We start from the raw sequence: 20,488 nt of genomic DNA, 5'->3' as shown, positions 1-20,488 counted from the left end.
TCCTCCTAGCCTTTCAGCCAATTTCTAATTGTTTGAATATCATTCATTAATAAAAATTCTTCACTATCAATTCGAGCTATGCGTTTTTGATAAATCTCACTTTCTTCAAAAGCTCGATTTTGTGGAGCTTCTACCATTTGTAAAACGCCGTCGTCTATTGTAACAAATTTTAGCTCAGAAAACACGTGAATCATGAATACTAATAACTTTTCCGGGATTCTTAAGTAATTCGACACAACTTTCAGCTTAAAACGAATGTCTACTCGCGGTTGTTTTCGGAAAAATTGATAAAGCTTTGCAAATTGATCGCGCTTAGGCAATCCATTCAAATAAGCTTCGTCAGGACTGTACAGATATAAATAAATTCGCGTAAAGCTTCCTTCGTTTGCAATTTCTTTCAATAAATCTTTTTGATCAGGACAATCAAGTACGACTAACTGATCATAGTCTGACCAGGTAATTGTCGGATCGTATAAAGTTACTGTTTTTTGCAACTCTTTTGTAAAATATTTCTGACTTTTCGTTTGAAAAGCTAAATAAAGAATTCGATCACCCTCGATATTTTGATCCCAGGTATATTTCGCCCGGCGATCAATTACCTGTAAGCCATCAGAAGCAAAATCGACCAAACGAAATTGGACTTTTTTCTGTCCGTTCCATTCATTGATTTCTAAGTCACCGACAAATCTAGTATCTGGCTGTTGAATTTCTTCGCTCTCGTCACCAAAACCAAAGCCAATCGCATCTATTTGACTATCTTCATTTTTCACTGAGAATTTAACATGTTGCTGATCGCTGCCGATACGCTTGAATAGATTGATATTTCCTTCGATTAAAAAATGCGGTGCTGGATTATCCGTTCCAAAAGGCGCTAGCTGTTTTAATTCCTCAACAAATTTCAGATTAATTGCAGATAAAGGTAAAACTTCATCAATTAATAAGGAAGTGCCTTTGCTTAAATCGATCTGCTCAGCAGAAATATAGTCATTCATCATTTTTCGAAGAACAGGGATATTCTCTGCTGGCATAGTCAATCCTATGGCTGCTGCGTGTCCTCCAAAATGAGTAAATTCAGAACGCATCGTATTTAGCATACCAAATAAATCTAAAGCTTCGATACTTCGACCAGAACCCTTTGCAACGCCATTCTCATCAATAGATAAAATGATTGTCGGGTGTCCCGTCTGTTTTAAAATATTTCCTGCTACGATTCCTAAAACACCAGGATTCCACCCTTTTGCTGCAATCAAATGAACAGCATCCTCTGGATTCACTAGCGCAGTTGCTTCGGAAGTTATATCCTGCACGATTTGCTTTCGCTCATCGTTGATCTGGTTCAATTTTTCAGCTAACTGATGTGCGACCTCTTCATCAAACGTTGTCATTAACTCGACAGCAGGATTAGGATCACCTAAGCGTCCAATGGCATTCAATCTTGGTCCAACACTGAAACCAATACTTGTCTCGTCCACCTTTTGCAAATCAACACTGCTGATCTTCAGTAATTCTAATAATCCCAAACGCTGTGTTTGCTTAATTGCCTGCAAACCTAGTTTTACAAGATTTCGATTCTCTCCAGTCATTGAAACTAAATCTGCAACTGTTCCAATCGTGACTAGATCTAACATCTCTAACGGTACCTCTTCTAATAAAGCAGTCGCTAATTTAAAGGCAACGCCTGCACCGGCCAACTCTCCAAATGGATAATGCCCATCTGGATGTCGCGGATGGACAATACAATAGGCATCCGGTAAAACTGGCGGCATCTCATGGTGGTCTGTAATAATCACATCAGCACCCTGTGAATTTGCGAAATCAATGGCCTCGTTACCTGCAACGCCATTATCAACTGTAATAATTAATTGAATTCCTTCATTTATTTTCTCGGCAAAAAGCTCTTTATTAGGTCCGTAACCATGAATAAATCGATTCGGCAACACATAGTGAACATCAGCTCCGATCATCTCCAATGTTTCTAACATGATCGAAGTGCTCGTAATTCCATCTGCATCATAGTCGCCGTAAATCAAAATCCGTTGCCCTTCCATGATAGCGTTTTGAATTCGTTCTACCGCTTTGTCCATGTCGTGCATCAGAAATGGATCATGCAAATCATCAATATTTGCTTTTATTAACTGCGAAAAATCATCTGTTGTATGTATATTTCGATTCCATAAAAGTTCTGCAAATGTTTCGCTATATCCCTGACTCACCATTTCTTCTTTAAAGGTAGAATCAATCGGACTCGTGCTTCTAATTTGCCAATCGAAGTTTGCTTTTTTCACTCTATCACTTCCCAACCGTATTAGTATAGCAAAAAAGAAACAGACAAGAAAGAGAAGAAGACCTTAGTTTTTTTCTAACTAAGGTCTTCTTCTCTTAATCGTAATAATCAATCGGATGAGTTTCCTTCTTTTCGGACTGCGAACTTTGCATTGCAGCTAACGCATCATCTTTTTCCTTTAAAAGACTTTCGTAGTTAGCTTTCAGCACTGCCATTTCATTTTCTTGCTCACGTTGAAAAGCCGCTTTTTCTTCCGCTAGTTTTTGTTCATTATTCGCTTCGTAGCTTTGAATCGACTCTTTCAACTGTTTGATTTCTTTTCGCTGTTGAAAGAAAGTAGCTCCTGAGGTTAATAAAACAACCAAAGCCCCTATCAAGGCTGAGCCGATAATCACTAAAACTAGAGAAAGATAAATTTTTTTGATCAAGAAATTGACTGGAACTTCTTGGCTATTGGAAAGTGCGAAGATCACAATCACTAAAACTAAAATGAATCCTAAAAAAACTTTCCATTGCTTTTTCATTTTGCTTTCCTACTTCCTATTAAACAGACCGCCCGCTAAAAAATCTCCAATATGAGGGAATAAGCCGTAAAAAATACTAGCCCCTTCCATGATAAATGGGCGATTGATCTCGCGGGTGGGTTTCCCCATTTTATTTACGATCGTTTTGGCTAGTTTATGCGGATCTAAAACGATCCCCCCTAAGTTTTCCAAGTAACTGCCGCTTGGGTCAGCCTTGTCGAAGAATTCTGTAGCAATTGGTCCCGGATTAATAGTCGTAACATAAACATTTGCAGGCCGAAGCTCTAGCCGTAAAGCATTAGAAAAACCCAGTACCGCGAATTTTGTTGCCGAATAAACTGTTGATTTTGGCGTTGCCATTTTCGCTGCCATAGATGCCACGTTAAAAATATGCCCAGACTTATTATTAACCATTGAAATAGCAATTTTTTGTGTAAAATACATAATCCCTAAAACGTTGACTTCAAACATATTTTTTGCTACATCTAGGTCAAAATCGACAAAATTGTCAAACAAACCAAATCCTGCATTGTTCACCAAAACATCCACATCACCAACTTCAGCGGCGATTTTTTCGATCACTGCCTCCACGCTATCTGGATCAGCAATGTCTAGTTGAAAAGCATAGGCGTCTTTGCCGCTCAATTCACTGCAGCGTTCTCTAACCTGTCCGATCAAATTAATCCGGCGAGCACAAGTGACAACAATTGCTCCGCGTTTAGCTGCTTCATAACAAACTTGTTCACCTAATCCAGCAGAACCTCCAGTTACCACAACTACTTTATCGGTTAAATCCATTTAGTTTCCTTCTCTCTGTGTAAAATATATTGCGTGTTTTTATGAAAATGGAATATCAATGATATCGAAATCCTTGGCAATTTGTGTATTTGGAAAGATATCGCGAGCCTCTTCTTCCAATTCCTTCGCTTCTTTGGCAAGGTATCTTGCAGAAATATGTGTCAACATCAGTTTTTTTGCTTTCGCTTCTTTGGCAATAGTTGCCGCTTGATGAGTTGTAGAATGAAAGTAAGCTCGCGCAAGTTTTGCTTCATTTTTATTAAAAGTACTTTCATGGACGATCACATCGCTATCTTTAGCAAATTCACTTGATTTACTCGTGAATCGTGTATCACCAAAAATTGTTACGATCCTTCCCTTTTTGCTTTCTCCCACAAAGTCTTGTCCGTTGATTTCCCGTCCGTCTGAAAGAGTTACCTTTTGACCTTGCTTCAACTTTCCGTATATTGGACCAGCAGGAATACCTAGTGCAACCAATTTTTCTACAAGAAGCATGCCTTCATGATCTGCCTCCTTCACACGGAAGCCATAACTGTCAATCCCATGATCCAGTAACATACATTCAACCGTAAATTGCTTGTCCTTAAAAATGATACCTTCACTCAGTTCAACAAACTGTAAAGGATAAGCCAAACGAGTTTTCGTAACCTGCAAAGATGTTCGCACATAATTTTCTAGTCCGGCTGGACCATAAATTATAATGGGTTCTTCACCGCCTTGAAAGGAACGACTGCTTAATAAACCAGGCAAACCAAAGATATGATCACCATGCAAATGAGAAATAAATATTTTCTCAATTTTGCGTGGTTTAATATTTGTTCGTAAAATCTGCATTTGGGTTCCTTCTCCGCAATCAAATAGCCAGATTGCATTACGTTCATCCAACAATTTCAAAGCCAAACCGCTGACATTCCGATGTTTCGCAGGTACTCCCGCACCTGTTCCTAAAAATTCTAATTCCATAATTTCCCTGACTTTCTATCAAATTAATCTTATTTTAGAAGAAAGTCCTACTTAGTGCAATCTAATAAAGGAAATCTTTCTCTGCTTTAGCTTACTCTTGTGAATTTTTATCATTCTCTGCTTCTTCAGATTCATTTGATTTTTTAGCCATTTCTTGTGCCTTTTTCACTTCATTTTCTACTTCTTCATAATCAAGACGAGTGATTTCGCCCCCTAATTCCATCATGATTAACTGGTTTAATGGACGATTGTCCTCTTCTTCAGCAATCAAAAGTAGTGCAGTATCACCTTCACCGATCTTATCGACTAAAAATTCAAAAACTCCAGTAGCATCTCGAACTTCCTTAGCATCCTGTGTCGCACCAATCATGCCACCGGTAAACCAGCCTAATAAAATCCCCACCGGACCACCAAGAATACCGACCATCATACCGATTAAGCCACCAGTTGAACTTTTATTGCTACCAGTAAAATCCAAAAAGTCTTCAATCTCAAATTTGTGCTCTCCGTCGTTCGAATGATGGACGACCGCCATTTGCTCACCCTTAAAAGATTTGTTCATGTGAAGACGCTTTGCCTTTGAAAAGGCTTCATAAGCTTTTGATTCTACATCGAAGTTCATAATTATTACACGTTTTTCCATTATTTTTCGCTCCCTTATTCTTTTAATCCTAGTGTAGCAAGAAATGAATTTTTTGGAAAATAGAATGAGTTTAAATGATCATAATTTAGTTATGTAAACTAGATAAAGCGATTAAAAAAGACCATAGTCAAATACCTGAAAAAGGAATTTGTCTACAGCCTTAATAAAAATTAATTTCCAGTTTTTATTTCTTCCATAATTCGGTCATCAACAATATAGTGATCAAAAAAGACTTTAGACAGCTGATAGCCTTCGCCCCAATTTGTGCGAATCACGTCATATTCAACACCGTCAATTTTTAGCTTGTTTCTTAAATGTTTGATAATCGTTGATAAACGTGTCATGTGACTAGCTGAATCGCTGTCACCCCAGATTTTGACTGCCAAATCATTTCGGCTGATCGGTGCATCTTTAGTCGAAATCAATGTACTTAACATCTCACGTTCTGATCGTGTTAAATTCCATAAAGGAATCGGACGTTTTTCATGTTCATCTTCCTCTTGTTTTCCGCGCATACCAAATCCAATTGAATAAACAGATTCTTTCAATGTTTTCTCAGCAAGCTTCTCTCTTAACCCGCTAAGTGTTTCATCTTCAAGTAACCATTCATCGACACCTTTTGACTCCCAATCTGCTTTTTCTTCTTTTTGAGGCATCCGATCAGTCTCTCTAATGATCGTGAATTTCTCGCCGACCTCCTCAAGAATAATTGTTAATTCTTGATCGGAAATCGTTTCGCTAACGATTAGAACATCAAAAAAGCTCATTACTTCTAATGGTACTTGTTTTGTTTGAAGCATGGTTAATAATTTTGCTGAGCTTAAAACTTCAATATTTAAGCGTTGTAGCTTTTCAACTAAAGGTCTCTCCACTAAGATATTGTGCGTTAAAATTAATACTTGCATCACATTATTCCCCTTTTTTATTATTAAAAATAAGTTTCCGAACAGTTGGCTAGGAAAGTTTTATTAATTAACAATATAATTATTACTTGTTACAAGGTTAGTTTACACCGGCTGAGGCTTCGGCGCTACCCAAAAGCTTATAATTCAGTAATCACAATTAGAATTATTGATAAAAATTTTGGGTTAAAAAAACTTTTCCTAGATAAAATAATTCAATTATCATTTTTAAACAACACTTTTTTCGATCGTTCATAAAAATTTAGAACAAATAACAGCTGTCATTCAAATTGATTCTAATTAACAAAATAAATTCTTTTATATCTCCCATATTGTTCCTAATGCTGAAAAAATAAGATTTAATCATTTTACTTTACACATTTATTTCTCAACTAATATTTCATAACTGATTTAGCTGGATAAGAATATTTAATATTAATTCGTTTTTAAAACCACAAAAAAATATCGATTATTAACATTAAAAATAACACGCATTTTCTATAGAATTGTTCTCTCATTGTTTTTTAAACAATTCAAAATTCTTCAATCAATAATTTCTCTTAAAGATAAATTAATAAATGGCAATATCTTTGACATCGATTTTCTTTGTTCTTCTAGAAAAGTCATACTTATTTACAATTAAAAGCACTTTCTTTTTGCTTTTATCATACAAAAAAATACCGCAAAATAAATTGCGGTACAACTTAAAATTAATTACGATTTTATTTTTAGTCTACAAATTCAAATTCAAATTTGTCGATACGAACAAGATCACCATCTTTGGCTCCGCGAGCTCTTAAAGCTTCGTCGACTCCCATTGATCGAAGTTGACGAGCAAAGCGCATTACTGTCTCATCATGATCAAAGTTCGTCATCTTAAAGAGTTTTTCCAATTTTTCTCCACTAAGTACCCAAGTTGCATCAGGTTCACGTGTAATGGTAAATTCTGGTTCATTCGATTGGAAGCCGTAGTTTACAGTATCCTCTTCTACTTCTTCGTCATACAACAAGAATTCTGGTGTCACTTCTAATAGATCCGCCGTCGCATTTAGCAAATTATCTAATCCCTGCTTTGTAATTGCTGAGATTGCAAAAACAGGAATATCATCAGCAAATTCATCTTTCTTATCCTTCTTCAAAGCATCTTTAAACTTCTTCAAGTTTTCTTCAGCGTTTGGCATATCCATTTTATTAGCAACGATAATTTGTGGACGCTCTAACAAACGCAAATTATGTGAACCTAACTCTTTATTAATTGCTTGATAGTCTTCGTATGGCTCGCGCCCTTCCATTCCGCTCATATCAATCACGTGCAAAATAACCCGTGTGCGCTCAATGTGTCGCAGAAATTGAGTTCCTAAGCCAACGCCTTGCGAGGCACCCTCGATCAAGCCGGGTAAGTCGGCAGCAGCAAAACTGCGACCATCACTGGTTGTTACCATACCTAAATTAGGTACTAACGTAGTGAAATGATACGCGCCAATTTTCGGACGTGCAGACGAAATCACTGACAGGATCGTTGACTTTCCAACTGATGGAAAACCGACTAAACCAACATCAGCTAGGACCTTCAATTCTAATTCAATGTTGCGTTCTTGTCCGGGCTCACCATTTTCAGCAAGCTCAGGCGCAGGATTTCTCGGTGAAGCAAAACGTGTGTTGCCACGGCCGCCGCGTCCGCCATGAGCAACAATCAGTTCTTGGCCATTTTCGATTAAATCACCAATTAAAGCTCCCGTATCAGCATCACGAACAGTTGTGCCTGGGGGAACGCTGACGTAAGTATCTTCAGCCCCACGACCATGCATTCCTTTGCTCATGCCATTTTCGCCTGGAGTAGCTCTAAAATGACGATTGTAACGAAAGTCCATCAGTGTACGCAATCCTTCATCCACTACTAAGATGACATCGCCGCCACGTCCGCCGTCACCTCCAGCTGGCCCACCATCTGGCACATATTTTTCACGACGAAAGGCGACCATCCCATCTCCGCCCTTACCGGCTTTGACATCGATCGTTACTTGATCTAAAAACATGGACATTTTCGTGTCCTCCTTATCTCTTTATTCTATTGACTAATGAATCTCCACATAAACAAAGTCTCGTTTATTGTAGCTAGATTAACTGAAAAAGTCCATTCTTATTGATAGAAGCTTAAAAAAAAATTGGTGCTTTCAATTTTTTTAGTAGTTTTCTGTTAAAAATTTTCTCAGGTAATATCTTTTGACAAAAAAATTGATGCGTTGCACAATAAAAATGTAAGGCGTCAAGCTTTGCTTGATATAAAAAAGGAGGAACTTTTGGTTATGACAGTAAAAGTAGGTATTAATGGATTTGGACGTATTGGTCGTTTAGCTTTCCGTCGAATTAAAGAAGTATCTGACGATATTGAAGTAGTAGCAATCAACGACTTAACAAGTCCTACAATGTTGGCACAATTATTACAATTTGATTCAACACATGGCACATATCCTGGCACAGTTACTGCGACAGAAGATTCAATCGTTGTTGACGGCGAAAAAACTCGTGTATATGCTGAACCAGATGCAAGTAAAATCCCATGGGTAAAAGAAAATGGCGTAGATATCGTGCTTGAATGTACTGGCTTCTATACTTCAGAAGAAAAAGCACAAGCACACATTGACGCAGGTGTAAAACGTGTGGTTATCTCAGCTCCTGCTGGACAAATGAAAACAATTGTATACAACGTAAATGATGACACTTTGGACTCAAATGACAAAATCATTTCAGCTGGTTCTTGTACAACAAACTGTCTAGCTCCTATGGCTTACTTCTTAAATGAAGAATTCGGTATCGAAGTTGGTACAATGACTACCGTTCATGCATACACTTCAACTCAAATGTTATTAGATGGACCAGTTAAGGGCGGTAACTTACGTGCTGCACGTTCAGCTGCTGATAATACGATCCCACATTCAACTGGTGCTGCTAAAGCAATTGGTTTGGTAATTCCAGAATTGAACGGAAAATTACAAGGACATGCGCAACGTGTTCCCGTTGTTGACGGTTCATTGACAGAATTGGTTTCAGTTCTTAAAACAAAAGTTACTGCTGACCAAGTGAACGAAGCGATCAAGAAACATACAGTTGACAACCCATCATTCGGCTACGATGATCGTGAAATCGTATCTGGTGACGTCATCGGAACAACACAAGGATCAATCTTTGACCCAACTCAAACAGAAGTAACTTCTGCCGGCGACTATCAATTAGTTAAGACAGTTGCTTGGTATGACAACGAATACGGCTTCACCTGCCAAATGATTCGTTTGCTAGAAAAATTTGCAAACCTATAAAATTCAAATAGTTTTTTAAGGAGATCATTTTCGATCTCCTTTTTTTATGCTCGTTTCTATGAATTTTTTGAAGTAAAAGTCACCTTTTTTTCATAGGAACTATGTTAAAAGTTTGTTATCATAGGAATGATAATAAGTTTGAAAAGGAGAATTATATGCAATTCAAAAAAATAATGATCGGTGCAAGCTTAGCCTTGTCAATTGGGCTATTTGCGGCTTGTGGCAACGATACTGCTACGAAAGATACAAAAGAAAGTGCAACAAAAACAACAGAATCCAGTGTAGATTTAAATAAATTGGATCTGCCTCAGCTCAACGACAAAGTCACTGATGATGAATACTTAGTTGAACTTGTTACAACTGAAGGAAACGTAAAAATTAAACTTTTCCCAGAACAAGCACCAAAAGCAGTAGAAAATTTTGTGAAGCACGCTAAGGATGGGTACTACAAAGACACTCCTTTTCATCGCGTGATCAAAGACTTTATGATTCAAGGCGGTGATCCAAAAGGTGATGGCACTGGCGGAGAAAGTATTTGGAAAAAAGGCTTCAAAACAGAAGATTCCAATCAACTTTATAATATCCGTGGTGCCCTTTCAATGGCTCGTGCAGAGTCACGCAGCAGCAATGGCAGTCAGTTTTTTATTGTAACTAATAACGAAGATCAAAGCGATGGTTTGGCGATTCAATACTATCCTGAGAAAATCATTGAAGCCTATAAAAAAGGTGGCGCGCCACAACTTGATGGCGAGTATACCGTATTTGGACAAGTCACTGAAGGTATGGATGTAGTCGATAAGATCGCTAGCGGCGAAGTGAAAGATAATGGTTCCGGAGAGAAATCTACACCTACAGAACCAGTCAAAGTTACTGAAGTGAAGGTTTTGCAAGAACCTAAGAAGTAGTCAAAAAGAACCGAATTTTCTCGAAGGAGAATTCGGTTCTTTTTTAAATTATTTTTTTTGTTCCTTATCGCCAACAATAAAGGTAAATTCACATTCTGTTACAGTCTTATCCTCCACTGTCGCCCATGCTTTGGCAGTTCCCACCGGGCCTTTGACCTTTTGAATATCAAAATTCAAGAATAAGGTATCGCCTGGACGTACGAATTCCAAAAAATGTGCTTTATTGATGCCGCCGATATACGCAGTCTTCCCTTCGAATGCTGCTGATTTCAGAATTAATAATGATCCTGCTTGTGCCAACGCTTCAACAATCAGTGTGCCGGGCATGATTGGTTCACCTGGGAAATATCCTTGGAAAAAATCTTCATTCATCGTTAAATTTTTCATCGCTGTGATATGCTTTTCATCTTCAAATTCTGTGACTGCATCTAAATAATAAATGGGAAAGCGATTCGGAATCGCAGCCATGATTTCTTCGACATTCATAATTTTTTTCATTTTGCACCTCTATGAATATTTTATTTGATTATCAAACTATCATATTCTTGCAGTTTAATCAAGACGTATTGGAATAATCAAAAAAATAGTTTGACAATCAAAGCTTTTTCCAACATAATGAGAGCATATTATTTTTTATATTATTTAGGAGTGTGTCATTTAATGTCTATTTTAACGGGAAAAAAAATTATCGTGACAGGCGTAGCCAATAAAAAAAGTATTGCTTGGGGATGTGCCAAAGCGATCGCTGAACAAGGCGCGGAAATCATTTATACTTATCAAAACGATCGAATGAAGAAAAATTTAGTCAAGTTAGTTGGCGAAGATGCAAATATGTTTGAACTTGATGTTGCTAGTGATGAAAAAATTGAGGCTGCTTTTTCTTTGATCAAAGAGAAATTTGGTTCGATCGATGGTTTGGTCCATTCGATTGCTTTTGCCAACAAAGAAGAATTATCTGGCAATGTAACAGAGATCACTCGCGACGGCTTCCAACTAGCTCAAGACATCAGTGCTTATTCGTTATTAGCTGTCTCTAAATATGCTGCTCCATTGATGACTGATGGCGGAAGCATCGTGACAATGACTTACATGGGATCTGAGCGTTCGATCCCTAACTACAACATGATGGGCATTGCCAAAGCTGCTTTAGAAGCAGAAGTTCGCTACTTAGCAACAGAACTTGCGCCGAAAAATATTCGTGTTAATGCGATCTCTGCTGGAGCAATCAAAACATTAGCTGTAACTGGCGTGAAGGACTACCAATCATTATTGAGCTTATCCGAAGAACGTACACCTGATAAAGTCGCTGTAACAATCGAAGAAGTTGGAAACTCATGTGCTTTCTTACTTAGTCCATTAGCGACAGGTATCATTGGAGACGTCATCTATGTCGACAAAGGCGTTCACTTAAGCTAAACAATATCAAAAAAGGCTCTTCGTCAATGAGTGTTGGTGAAGAAATTCAATAGAATAATCGAGATACTCACACGGCTAGACAGCTATTTTGTCTAGCCGTGTTGTTGTTCTGGCTTTAGTTAGTTGGGTAGTGTTCTTAGTTTTCTTGAAATATTTTCCTCGATATAAAAAGATTCGTTCTCGGTAGTTTTGAAAGTTTCTAAAGCCATAGGCAATTCGTTTTAGTACTTTGATATGGTTGTTCAAACATTCTATAGGGCCGTTGGAATAGGGAACTCGCAACGCTCGTTTGATTTCTGTTCGATATTTCTTGAAGGTCGTGAACACTGGTTGGTAGTGCTCTGGCAACTCCTTGTAGTCTTCTTTTAGGAGCGCGACGAATTCAGGAACATCTTGTCTTCTGATAGCGGAAAGAAAAACCTGGTAGACTTCGTAGCCTCGCTTTAAGGAGTCATCATAATATAATAGCCGATCGACTATCTCCGCTTCTGTCAGATGATCTCGAAATGACGGACGCCAGTAGCGATGCTGACCATTCAATTCCCACGCATTCTTTTGAAGTAGTCTCCAGTATTTCTTTAAGTGCTTCGACCGACGATCCCCTTTTTTAAAGGTCTTCATTACTTGAATTCGGTGGTTGGTAAAGGCCCGACCGATGTGTTGGCTAATATGAAAGCGATCGGCGACGATTCTGGCATTCGGAAAACACTCTTTCACCAATGTGCGATAGGGTGTATAGAAATCTGAAACCACTAGACGTACTTGTTCACGGACTTTTCTAGGGTAGCGCAAGAAATAGTCGCGTAAAGGATTGAGTTGCCGATTTTCCACAATATCAATCAGTTGATGGGTCTTGCCGTCCATCATGACAAAGCTCATGGCTCCCGAGACGTTTTTCACCGATTTGAATTCATCGAAACACACCACTTCTGGTAACGGCTGGTTCAAAGAAACGGTTTTAGGCCGAAGGCTGCGAAGTATTCGAATGACAGTGGTCGGAGAAATGTGCTTCATACGTGCGATCAAAGACATAGAAAGTGGTTCGCTTAATAGCTCAAGAATGGCTTGTTTGACTCTGCGAGCAATGGAGCAGCGACGATCACTAACTGAATCTTCTGCTAAAAAAGTCTTTCCACAGTGTTTACATTTGAAGCGCTGTTTGTTAATCCGAAGAATGGTCTTGTAGTTACTGACATCATTCAATAAGATGGATACTTTTTTCCAGCCCCATTTAATGATCGTTTGCTCATTTTCATAGTGGCAATGAAAGCATTCCTCTGGTTGATAGGTCAATGTGCCATCAAAAACAAAACATGTTTCGTCATTGATGCGCTCTTTGCGAAAGGCATCTTCATGAAAGGTAAGATTTAGGTCTAGAATATCTAGTAACTCTTTGGTAAACTCTGAATAGGACATCTTGAAACACTCCTTTGAATGGTTTTCGTCGACTTTATTCTAAAGGATTTCAAGGTGTCTGTTTGCGTTTATTAGAAAAAAGAAAAAGTATTGGCAACAGAAGGCGTCACCAACACTAGATATTATAGAGCCTCAAAAATCGCCGTTCTCCATGAACGACGATTTTTTTTTAATTTATTAGACTTCAAAAATCCAACCATCCGGCGCTTCAACATCACCAAACTGAATACCTACCAGCTCATCGTACAATTTCTTCGTTACGGGCCCCACTTCTGTCTCACTATAAAAGACATGGAAATCATCGCCATTTTGAATTCCGGCAATCGGTGCGATAATCGCCGCAGTTCCGCAAGCTCCAGCTTCTGCAAATTTATCCAATTCATCCAAGCGAACATCTCCTTCGATTGCCTCTAAACCAAAGCGTTCACTAGAAAGATACAGCAAGGAGTATTTCGTAATGCTTGGCAGAATCGATGGAGATTTTGGTGTGACAAATTGATTATCCCTTGTAATTCCGAAAAAGTTTGCTGATCCGACTTCTTCAATCTTTGTATGCGTTGCTGGGTCTAAATAAATACAATCCGAAAAATTACGGTCGTGTGCGATTTGACCAGGCAATAAACTCGCCGCATAATTTCCGCCTACCTTCGCTGCTCCAGTTCCAAATGGTGCGGCTCTATCATATTCGGAAACAATGAAATTGCTTGGTGCTAATCCACCTTTAAAATACGGCCCAACTGGCATACAAAATACGCCAAATATATATTCTGGTGCAGGAACGATCCCAATATTTGGACCTACGCCAATTAAATAAGGGCGTAGATATAAAGTTGCTCCAGTACCATACGGAGGTACATATTCTTCATTAGCATTTACAACTTGTTTCACTGCATCGATAAACTTGTCTTCTGGAACGGCTGGCATCTGAAGACGTTCAGCACTCTTATTCAAACGTTTTGAGTTCTCATCTGGTCGGAATAAATTAATTTTTCCATCCTTTCGACGATATGCCTTTAATCCTTCAAAACATTCTTGACCATAATGGAGACATGTCGAGCCTTCATTAATGGTGATGGTGTTATCCTCTGTTAATACGCCATCATCCCATTGCCCATTTTTCCAATGAGAAATATAGCGGAAAGGTGTCTTGATATAATCAAAGCCTAACTCTTCCCATTTTATATTCACCATTCTATCATCTCCTTCTTATTTAAATGTTAGTCTATCACTTTCTTTCATCGTTGTCATGATTTTTTTCAATAAAAAGAAAATGAAGGTTTGTTTTCCCTAGTCGACAGAAAAGCGAAAGATTGTTACACTATTTTTATTAATCTAATGGGAGTGGCTTATGGTTTTATTTACAACACAAACAGTGGATTCCAGCACTACCAATGTTGTCGATCAGGCGACGGAACAATTGTCAGCTTGGCAAAAATATTGGCAATCGATTGATTGGGATCACGTTTTTTCAGTTTTAATTCAAAAAGGCATGACAATTATTGCTGTTTTGATTCTATTTTATCTAATTAGAAAAATCGGAAGCTTTTTGATCAATCAATCTTTTGATCGGCAGAAAAAGAAAATGGCAGATAATGCCACTCGAGTTGAAACAATCCATGCTTTGTCAATGAACGTCTTTTCTTACACACTCTTTTTCTTTTTCCTTTATTCGATTTTGGATACGCTTGGTATTCCTGTGGGTTCACTATTAGCGGGTGCCGGAATTGCCGGAATTGCCATAGGTTTGGGAGCACAAGGGTTCACTAATGATATAATCACTGGTTTTTTCATTATTATGGAACAACAGATCGATGTCGGTGACTATATTCGATTGACCGATCTGCAAATTGAGGGAACAGTCACCTCTGTTGGTATTCGTATGCTGCAAATGAAATCTGCAGATGGAACTGTTCATTTTATACCTAATCGCAACATTACAACCATCAGCAATCTTTCTCGTGCCCATATGCAAGTAAAGGTTGATATTCGCATCCAACCAGACGAAGGATATGATAAGATTATCCACTTGATTGATGAAACGAATCAAAAGCTTTCCGACGAGTTTAAGGATGAGATTTTTGATGGACCTACTCTATTCGGAATGGTTGACTTAGGCAATAGCAACTATGCAATTCGAACAATTCTGTATGTAACAAATGGAAAACAATACAAGCTGCAGGAAGAATTTTTATCTGCTTATGTCCAAACCTTGACTCAAAACGGTTTTAGTATTCCCAATAATCCAGTTGCGTATGGAAAATAAAAAGAAGTTCGCTCCATGATAAATTCATGGAATGAACTTCTTTTTTATTGATCAAATGGATACCCATATTTTTCCCGATAACCATAATACCCTAAACGATATAAATCAACTTCTTTTTTCGCTTCAATCAGACTATCTCCGATTAATTGTAAGACAAACTCAGTAAAATCTAACGCTGCTGTTCCGTTTGCTGTAACAAGATTTCGATCACTGACGGCCTGCCTTTCTATAAAGTTCTCAGGAGACCGATAGTTTTGAAAATCCTGCCACGAAACACGACTATTTCCTGTATGCTTATACCCTTCTAAAAAACCATGAAAAGCAAGATAATCTACTGCACCACAAATCCCAGCAACTGGTAAATTATTGTTTAGCTGTTTTTCGATCATTCGATAAAGTTCTTGATTTTGAATATTCCAAGAATCACCGCCAATCAAAACAAGCAAATGATGCATCTGATCAATTTCTGAAAAATTTAGATCAACTGTTGTTTGCAATCCACCGATTGAATGTACCAGAGGTAAATTTGAAGCAGTCTGGATTTGCCAATCGTCTCTTTGATTCAGCAGACTCAACAGATACGCTGCTTCCCAATCAGCATATTGATCTAACAAAACAAATAGGGCCGTTTTCACACTATCTCTCCTCTCCACTTTGTTGAATACTTTCAGTTTAACAAAATTGGAGTAGGAAATCTTCCAGAATTGACTAGCTTATGGCTTTTTTACCAACTCGCTTTTTTAACACCGGGAATTTGCCCCTTATGAGCTAATTCACGAAATTTGATTCGTGACATACCGAATTTTCGCATGTAGCCTCTTGGTCGGCCATCGATTAAATCACGGGACTTTAATCGATTAGGATTTGAATCCCGGGGTAATTTTGCTAATCCCTCGTAATCTCTAGCAGCTTTTAATTTTAGACGTTCTTCAGCGTAACGTTCAATCAAAGCTTGTTGCTTTTGCATCTTAATAATTTTAGATTTTTTTGCCATTGATTTCTCCTATTTTTTATTCAATCAAGCTTAACCGTAATGGTTACTGTTTAAACACTTGATTAAAATAGCATGCCTATTGCCGAATGTCAATTTATCTGTATCCATCATTTAAAAAGCTAAGAGATTTATTTCACACAAAAAGAACAGACTCCACTTTAAGTACTTGCTTAGAGTCTGTTCTATATAAAATTCAGTTTTTTAGTTAGTTTGATGAATTCGCGTGAAAAATTAATTGAGTTTCAGGATTTTTCCGCTGAAAAGCATGAAAGGTATAATTTACCGCCTTTAAAATTTCTCTACGTGTTACGATTCCACAGAATACCCCGTTGTGATCCAACACAGGTAAGAAAGAAGCATCTACTAATAAATGTAAAATGTCTTCTAGTTCGGCATCTGGGCGCATCACTGCAACATCTGTTTTCATGACATCCGCAACAGTTAACTCTTCCAAATTGGATGTATCAATACCATCGATCCCTAACATTTTTTTTACAATGTCATTCAAGCTCAATAAACCAACAAAATGATCCTCTTTATCTAAAACTGGAATCGTTGAATATCCAGCCTGCGACAACAGCAGTAACGCATGCTCTAATGGATGTTCCTTCATCACATTTGCAACATTTTCTGCCGGAATCATCATGGTTTCCTCATGTTCCATCATTAATTGTTCAATTGCGGGACTAATCATATGACGCCTCCGTTCTAATATCTTCACCTTATTTTACCGTAACGGCAAAAAGAAAGCGGTATTTCACCAAAAATTTAATAAAAATTAGGAACTAACGTTCAAAGGTTGCAGCTAACTCTTCAATCGGTTGATGGGCACGATTATAGTATTGAATACGATATTCATTGTTCTCGCTGTCAATGATCGCATAACTTGGGATACGCACAGGTCCACGTGGCTGTGAGATACTACCAGGATTTACGAATAAAATATTTTTATCAAGCTCCGCTACTGCTTGGTGGATATGTCCAAACAAAGCAATATTCGCTCCCGCCTCTTGAGCTTGTAAAGAAAGCATCGTAAGTCCAAAACGTACATTTGATAAATGTCCATGAGTCATGTAAATAACATCATCACCGATTGAAACAACTTGTTCCTTTTTATATCCAGGATCATAATCACAATTTCCAGTAACGACCGTGAAATGTTCCCATAGCTCATCATTTGCTTTCAATTCTGAGTCACCGCAATGAAACATATGATCGACCCTATCAACATAGCGATTAACGATCTCAACTAAGATGTTGCGATCACCGTGGTTATCACTAACGATTAAATACTTCATTTATTCCCCTCCAGCCATTCTTTCCAAGTTCTTTCTAATTCTTTGACTGCCATCCCACGATGACTGATTTTATTCTTTTCTTCAGAGGTCAATTCAGCAGATGTTTTATCATAGCCAGGAACAATAAATAATGGGTCATAGCCGAAACCATTATCTCCTTGTGGAATTCGCGCGATTCGGCCATCCCAATCCGCCTCCACCACTAGGCTTTCCTTTTGTGGTGCCGCAAAGACCAAGGTGCAGTGGAAGTGTGCAGTTCTTTGCTCATCAGGAACATTCGTTAATTCATGAAGTAGCTTCGCATTATTTGCGGCGTCACTTTTTCGTTCTCCAGCAAAACGAGCAGAAAAAATTCCAGGCATACCATTTAGCGCATCAACGACTAAACCAGAATCATCCGCTAAGACCGGCTGCTGTAAAAGCTGTGCAATCGTTTCTGCTTTCAATCGAGCATTTTCTTCGAAGGTTGTTCCTGTTTCTTCGACATCTGGCAAATCAGGATAATCTAATAGTGTTTTGATTTGATAGCCTTCCTTTGCGAATAAAGCCGCAAATTCTTTAGCCTTTCCTGGATTACGTGTAGCAATTACGATTGTTTTTTTTTCTATTTCTACTGCTTCGAAAAGAGCTTCCTTTTGATAAGCTATTAATTCAGCAATTCCGGCTTTGCCATGTAAAATCAACGCGTTCAACTCATCATCATTGAAAGTAGCTTCTTCACCGGTACCCTGAATCTCCACGAAACGGCCAGATTCAGTCATTACGAGATTCATATCAACTGCAGCCGAAGAGTCTTCTAGATAGTCTAAATCAGTCACGACAGTTCCATCTGGTAGCATTCCGACACTAATTGCCGCTAAATGTTCTTTAATTGGATCTTCTGCTAGTTCACCACTGGCTAACAATTTGTTAACAGCTAAACGCAAGGCGACGAATCCACCAGTAATGCTGGCTGTTCTCGTACCACCATCAGCTTGGATGACATCACAGTCCACAATGATACTGCGTTCACCCAATTTTTCTAAATCAATCACGGCACGTAAAGAACGTCCGATTAAACGTTGAATCTCCATCGTCCGTCCTGATAGTTTTCCCTTTGCGCTTTCACGCCTATTTCGCGTATTAGTTGCCCTTGGGAGCATACTGTACTCAGCTGTCACCCAACCGGATCCACTGCCACGTAAAAACGGCGGAACTGAATCTTCTAGTGTTGCTGAACAAATTACTTTGGTATCGCCAAAAGAAATGACGACTGATCCTTCAGGATGTTTAAAAACATTCGTTTCAATCTTAATCGGCCGTAATTGCTGGACCGCTCTTCCATCATGTCGCAAGTTATTCTCCTCCTAAATCAATGTGTGTCACATTCAAATTCGTAATATCTAACCATTCACCAGCGATATCTTTAAACATCTTAGGTGAGCCGGTTGTGTAAAAAGATCTCGATTTTGTTTCAACTTGTTCATAATTATTCAAATTGAAATAATCCAATAATGTACTAACATCATTAACGGTTTCCGCCCCAGAATCAATTAATGTCACCTGTTGACCAATCACATTCTGAATAATTGGGCGTAATAATGGGTAATGGGTACATCCTAAGATTAATGTATCCAATTTTTCTTTTTTTAAAGGCGCCAGTGTTTGCGAAACAATTTTTTTCGCTACTGAGCTATTAAACTGATTACTTTCCACAATCGGAACAAATTTCGGACAAGCCAGACTGGATACATAAGTGTCCGGTGCTTTTTCTTGCAGCTCATGTTTATAAGAACCACTTTTGACCGTTCCTAATGTTCCGATAATTCCAATACGTCCTGTGTTACTGGCTTTTAATGCTGCGCGCGAACCAGGTTGTATCACACCAATCACAGGAATATCAACAGCCTTTTTGATTTCATCTAACGCTACCGCCGTTGCAGTGTTGCAGGCGATCACAAGCATCTTTATATTTTTCTTCAATAAAAAACGAGTCATCTGCCAGGTAAACTCAATGACTTGCTCGGCTGGTCGAGGACCATACGGACAACGAGCCGTATCTCCAAGATATAAGATTTCTTCATTAGGTAGCTGACGCATGGCTTCCTTGACTACCGTCAAACCGCCTACGCCAGAATCAATAAATCCAATTGGTCTTTCATTTGACAAAACGCTCATCCTATCTTGTTACAAGTTTCATCTTATTTTCCACTTTTTAACGAAATATTTCAAGCCCTAGAACCCCGACTTATAAAAAGCGTTTTCTTTTGAATGAATAACAATTAATGCTACACTAATTCTGAGAGAGGTGGATGAAAATGGATAAAAAAGAACTAACTGAAAACATGGGGAAAGTTTCTGCTGGTGATCGTAATCAAGATCCTGCAATCAAAGCAACCGAAGAGGAAACAGAGAAAAAGAAGGAAAATCGCAAAGACGAACATGAGCCTAGTGTTTTAGAAAAACTGGGAAAAACGGAAGCCGGCGCTATCTATGAAGATCCAGCTATGAAAGAAACTGAACGTAAAACAGAAAAAGAATAGAAAAAGTGAGGCTCTCATTCTTTGAGAAGAGCCTCACTTTTTTAGGTTCTATAATATTTTGTGTTGGTGGAAAATCGAAGGCGATTTTCTACTAACACTTTTTTCTTCGTTTCAACTCAAAAAGAGACTCACTTTTGGTAAAATTTAGTCGACCAAAACGTCACCCTACCAAAGGAGTCTCTCAATGGATAATCATACTAGAAAATTACTCGGATTAACAGATAAACATTTATTTTTTGATGA

The 20,488-nt window shown here is 38.3% G+C and carries 21 protein-coding genes; 5 read left to right on the top strand and 16 right to left on the bottom strand.

Going from position 1 to position 20,488, the window contains the following annotated elements:
• Positions 1 to 5: 5 nt before the first annotated feature.
• The 7 genes from recJ to obgE all read right to left on the bottom strand — a co-directional run bounded on the left by recJ (position 6) and on the right by obgE (position 8,156).
• Positions 6 to 2,285 (bottom strand): single-stranded-DNA-specific exonuclease RecJ, encoded by a 2,280-nt coding sequence (recJ, locus tag OMU_RS11965; RefSeq protein WP_016180169.1) that lies wholly within the window; start codon positions 2,283 to 2,285, stop codon positions 6 to 8.
• Positions 2,286 to 2,379: 94 nt separating this feature from the next.
• Complete coding sequence (locus OMU_RS11960) at positions 2,380 to 2,808, bottom strand: LapA family protein (protein WP_016180168.1); 429 nt, start codon at positions 2,806 to 2,808, stop codon at positions 2,380 to 2,382.
• 9 nt (positions 2,809 to 2,817) lie between these two features.
• On the bottom strand, positions 2,818 to 3,606 hold the full coding sequence (locus tag OMU_RS11955) for an SDR family NAD(P)-dependent oxidoreductase (RefSeq protein ID WP_016180167.1): 789 nt from the start codon (positions 3,604 to 3,606) through the stop codon (positions 2,818 to 2,820).
• 39 nt (positions 3,607 to 3,645) lie between these two features.
• Positions 3,646 to 4,569, bottom strand: coding sequence for a ribonuclease Z (gene rnz, locus OMU_RS11950; protein ID WP_016180166.1), 924 nt, complete (start codon positions 4,567 to 4,569; stop codon positions 3,646 to 3,648).
• 91 nt (positions 4,570 to 4,660) lie between these two features.
• Complete coding sequence (locus OMU_RS11945) at positions 4,661 to 5,212, bottom strand: DUF456 domain-containing protein (protein WP_016180165.1); 552 nt, start codon at positions 5,210 to 5,212, stop codon at positions 4,661 to 4,663.
• Positions 5,213 to 5,382: 170 nt separating this feature from the next.
• The gene (locus OMU_RS11940; RefSeq protein WP_016180164.1) at positions 5,383 to 6,117 is read right to left on the bottom strand and encodes a winged helix-turn-helix domain-containing protein; all 735 of its coding nucleotides are present in this window, start codon (positions 6,115 to 6,117) and stop codon (positions 5,383 to 5,385) included.
• Between the two features lie 725 nt (positions 6,118 to 6,842).
• Positions 6,843 to 8,156: a GTPase ObgE gene (gene obgE, locus OMU_RS11935; protein WP_016180163.1), complete on the bottom strand. Its 1,314-nt coding sequence runs from the start codon at positions 8,154 to 8,156 to the stop codon at positions 6,843 to 6,845.
• A 264-nt stretch (positions 8,157 to 8,420) separates the two neighbouring features.
• Here obgE and gap point away from each other — a divergent pair, with 264 nt between their 5' ends.
• The gene (gene gap, locus OMU_RS11930) at positions 8,421 to 9,431 is read left to right on the top strand and encodes a type I glyceraldehyde-3-phosphate dehydrogenase (protein ID WP_016180162.1); all 1,011 of its coding nucleotides are present in this window, start codon (positions 8,421 to 8,423) and stop codon (positions 9,429 to 9,431) included.
• Between the two features lie 155 nt (positions 9,432 to 9,586).
• Positions 9,587 to 10,336 (top strand): peptidylprolyl isomerase, encoded by a 750-nt coding sequence (locus OMU_RS11925; RefSeq protein ID WP_016180161.1) that lies wholly within the window; start codon positions 9,587 to 9,589, stop codon positions 10,334 to 10,336.
• Positions 10,337 to 10,384: 48 nt separating this feature from the next.
• On the opposite strand, the gene fabZ is transcribed toward OMU_RS11925, so the two are convergent.
• Positions 10,385 to 10,834 carry a 3-hydroxyacyl-ACP dehydratase FabZ gene (gene fabZ, locus OMU_RS11920; RefSeq protein ID WP_016180160.1) on the bottom strand — a complete coding sequence of 150 codons (450 nt, stop codon included), beginning with the start codon at positions 10,832 to 10,834 and terminating at the stop codon, positions 10,385 to 10,387.
• 162 nt (positions 10,835 to 10,996) lie between these two features.
• Between fabZ and fabI the strand changes: the two genes are divergently transcribed.
• Positions 10,997 to 11,752, top strand: coding sequence for an enoyl-ACP reductase FabI (gene fabI, locus OMU_RS11915; RefSeq protein ID WP_016180159.1), 756 nt, complete (start codon positions 10,997 to 10,999; stop codon positions 11,750 to 11,752).
• 75 nt (positions 11,753 to 11,827) lie between these two features.
• On the opposite strand, the gene OMU_RS11910 is transcribed toward fabI, so the two are convergent.
• Positions 11,828 to 13,168: an ISL3 family transposase gene (locus OMU_RS11910; RefSeq protein ID WP_016179001.1), complete on the bottom strand. Its 1,341-nt coding sequence runs from the start codon at positions 13,166 to 13,168 to the stop codon at positions 11,828 to 11,830.
• A gap of 177 nt (positions 13,169 to 13,345) precedes the next feature.
• Complete coding sequence (locus tag OMU_RS11905; RefSeq protein WP_016180158.1) at positions 13,346 to 14,359, bottom strand: branched-chain amino acid aminotransferase; 1,014 nt, start codon at positions 14,357 to 14,359, stop codon at positions 13,346 to 13,348.
• 157 nt (positions 14,360 to 14,516) lie between these two features.
• Between OMU_RS11905 and OMU_RS11900 the strand changes: the two genes are divergently transcribed.
• A complete protein-coding gene (locus tag OMU_RS11900; protein WP_016180157.1) occupies positions 14,517 to 15,431 on the top strand; it encodes a mechanosensitive ion channel family protein in 915 nt (304 codons plus the stop codon).
• Between the two features lie 44 nt (positions 15,432 to 15,475).
• On the opposite strand, the gene OMU_RS11895 is transcribed toward OMU_RS11900, so the two are convergent.
• The 6 genes from OMU_RS11895 to racE all read right to left on the bottom strand — a co-directional run bounded on the left by OMU_RS11895 (position 15,476) and on the right by racE (position 19,880).
• Positions 15,476 to 16,066 carry a DJ-1/PfpI family protein gene (locus OMU_RS11895; protein ID WP_016180156.1) on the bottom strand — a complete coding sequence of 197 codons (591 nt, stop codon included), beginning with the start codon at positions 16,064 to 16,066 and terminating at the stop codon, positions 15,476 to 15,478.
• Between the two features lie 89 nt (positions 16,067 to 16,155).
• A complete protein-coding gene (gene rpsN, locus OMU_RS11890) occupies positions 16,156 to 16,425 on the bottom strand; it encodes a 30S ribosomal protein S14 (protein WP_016180155.1) in 270 nt (89 codons plus the stop codon).
• Positions 16,426 to 16,630: 205 nt separating this feature from the next.
• Positions 16,631 to 17,119: a cyclic-di-AMP-binding protein CbpB gene (gene cbpB / locus OMU_RS11885; RefSeq protein WP_016180154.1), complete on the bottom strand. Its 489-nt coding sequence runs from the start codon at positions 17,117 to 17,119 to the stop codon at positions 16,631 to 16,633.
• Positions 17,120 to 17,210: 91 nt separating this feature from the next.
• Positions 17,211 to 17,723: a metallophosphoesterase gene (locus tag OMU_RS11880; protein WP_016180153.1), complete on the bottom strand. Its 513-nt coding sequence runs from the start codon at positions 17,721 to 17,723 to the stop codon at positions 17,211 to 17,213.
• On the bottom strand, positions 17,720 to 19,057 hold the full coding sequence (gene rph / locus OMU_RS11875; protein WP_016180152.1) for a ribonuclease PH: 1,338 nt from the start codon (positions 19,055 to 19,057) through the stop codon (positions 17,720 to 17,722). The genes OMU_RS11880 and rph overlap by 4 nt, the downstream gene beginning before the upstream one ends.
• Position 19,058: 1 nt before the next feature.
• On the bottom strand, positions 19,059 to 19,880 hold the full coding sequence (gene racE, locus OMU_RS11870) for a glutamate racemase (RefSeq protein WP_278251505.1): 822 nt from the start codon (positions 19,878 to 19,880) through the stop codon (positions 19,059 to 19,061).
• A gap of 140 nt (positions 19,881 to 20,020) precedes the next feature.
• Between racE and OMU_RS11865 the strand changes: the two genes are divergently transcribed.
• Positions 20,021 to 20,245: a hypothetical protein gene (locus OMU_RS11865; protein WP_016180150.1), complete on the top strand. Its 225-nt coding sequence runs from the start codon at positions 20,021 to 20,023 to the stop codon at positions 20,243 to 20,245.
• Positions 20,246 to 20,488: the final 243 nt, after the last annotated feature.

The sequence above is a fragment of the Enterococcus avium ATCC 14025 genome (assembly GCF_000406965.1).
Classification (GTDB): Bacteria; Bacillota; Bacilli; order Lactobacillales; family Enterococcaceae; genus Enterococcus_A; species Enterococcus_A avium.
This window is presented reverse-complemented; position numbering and strand designations above follow the sequence as displayed.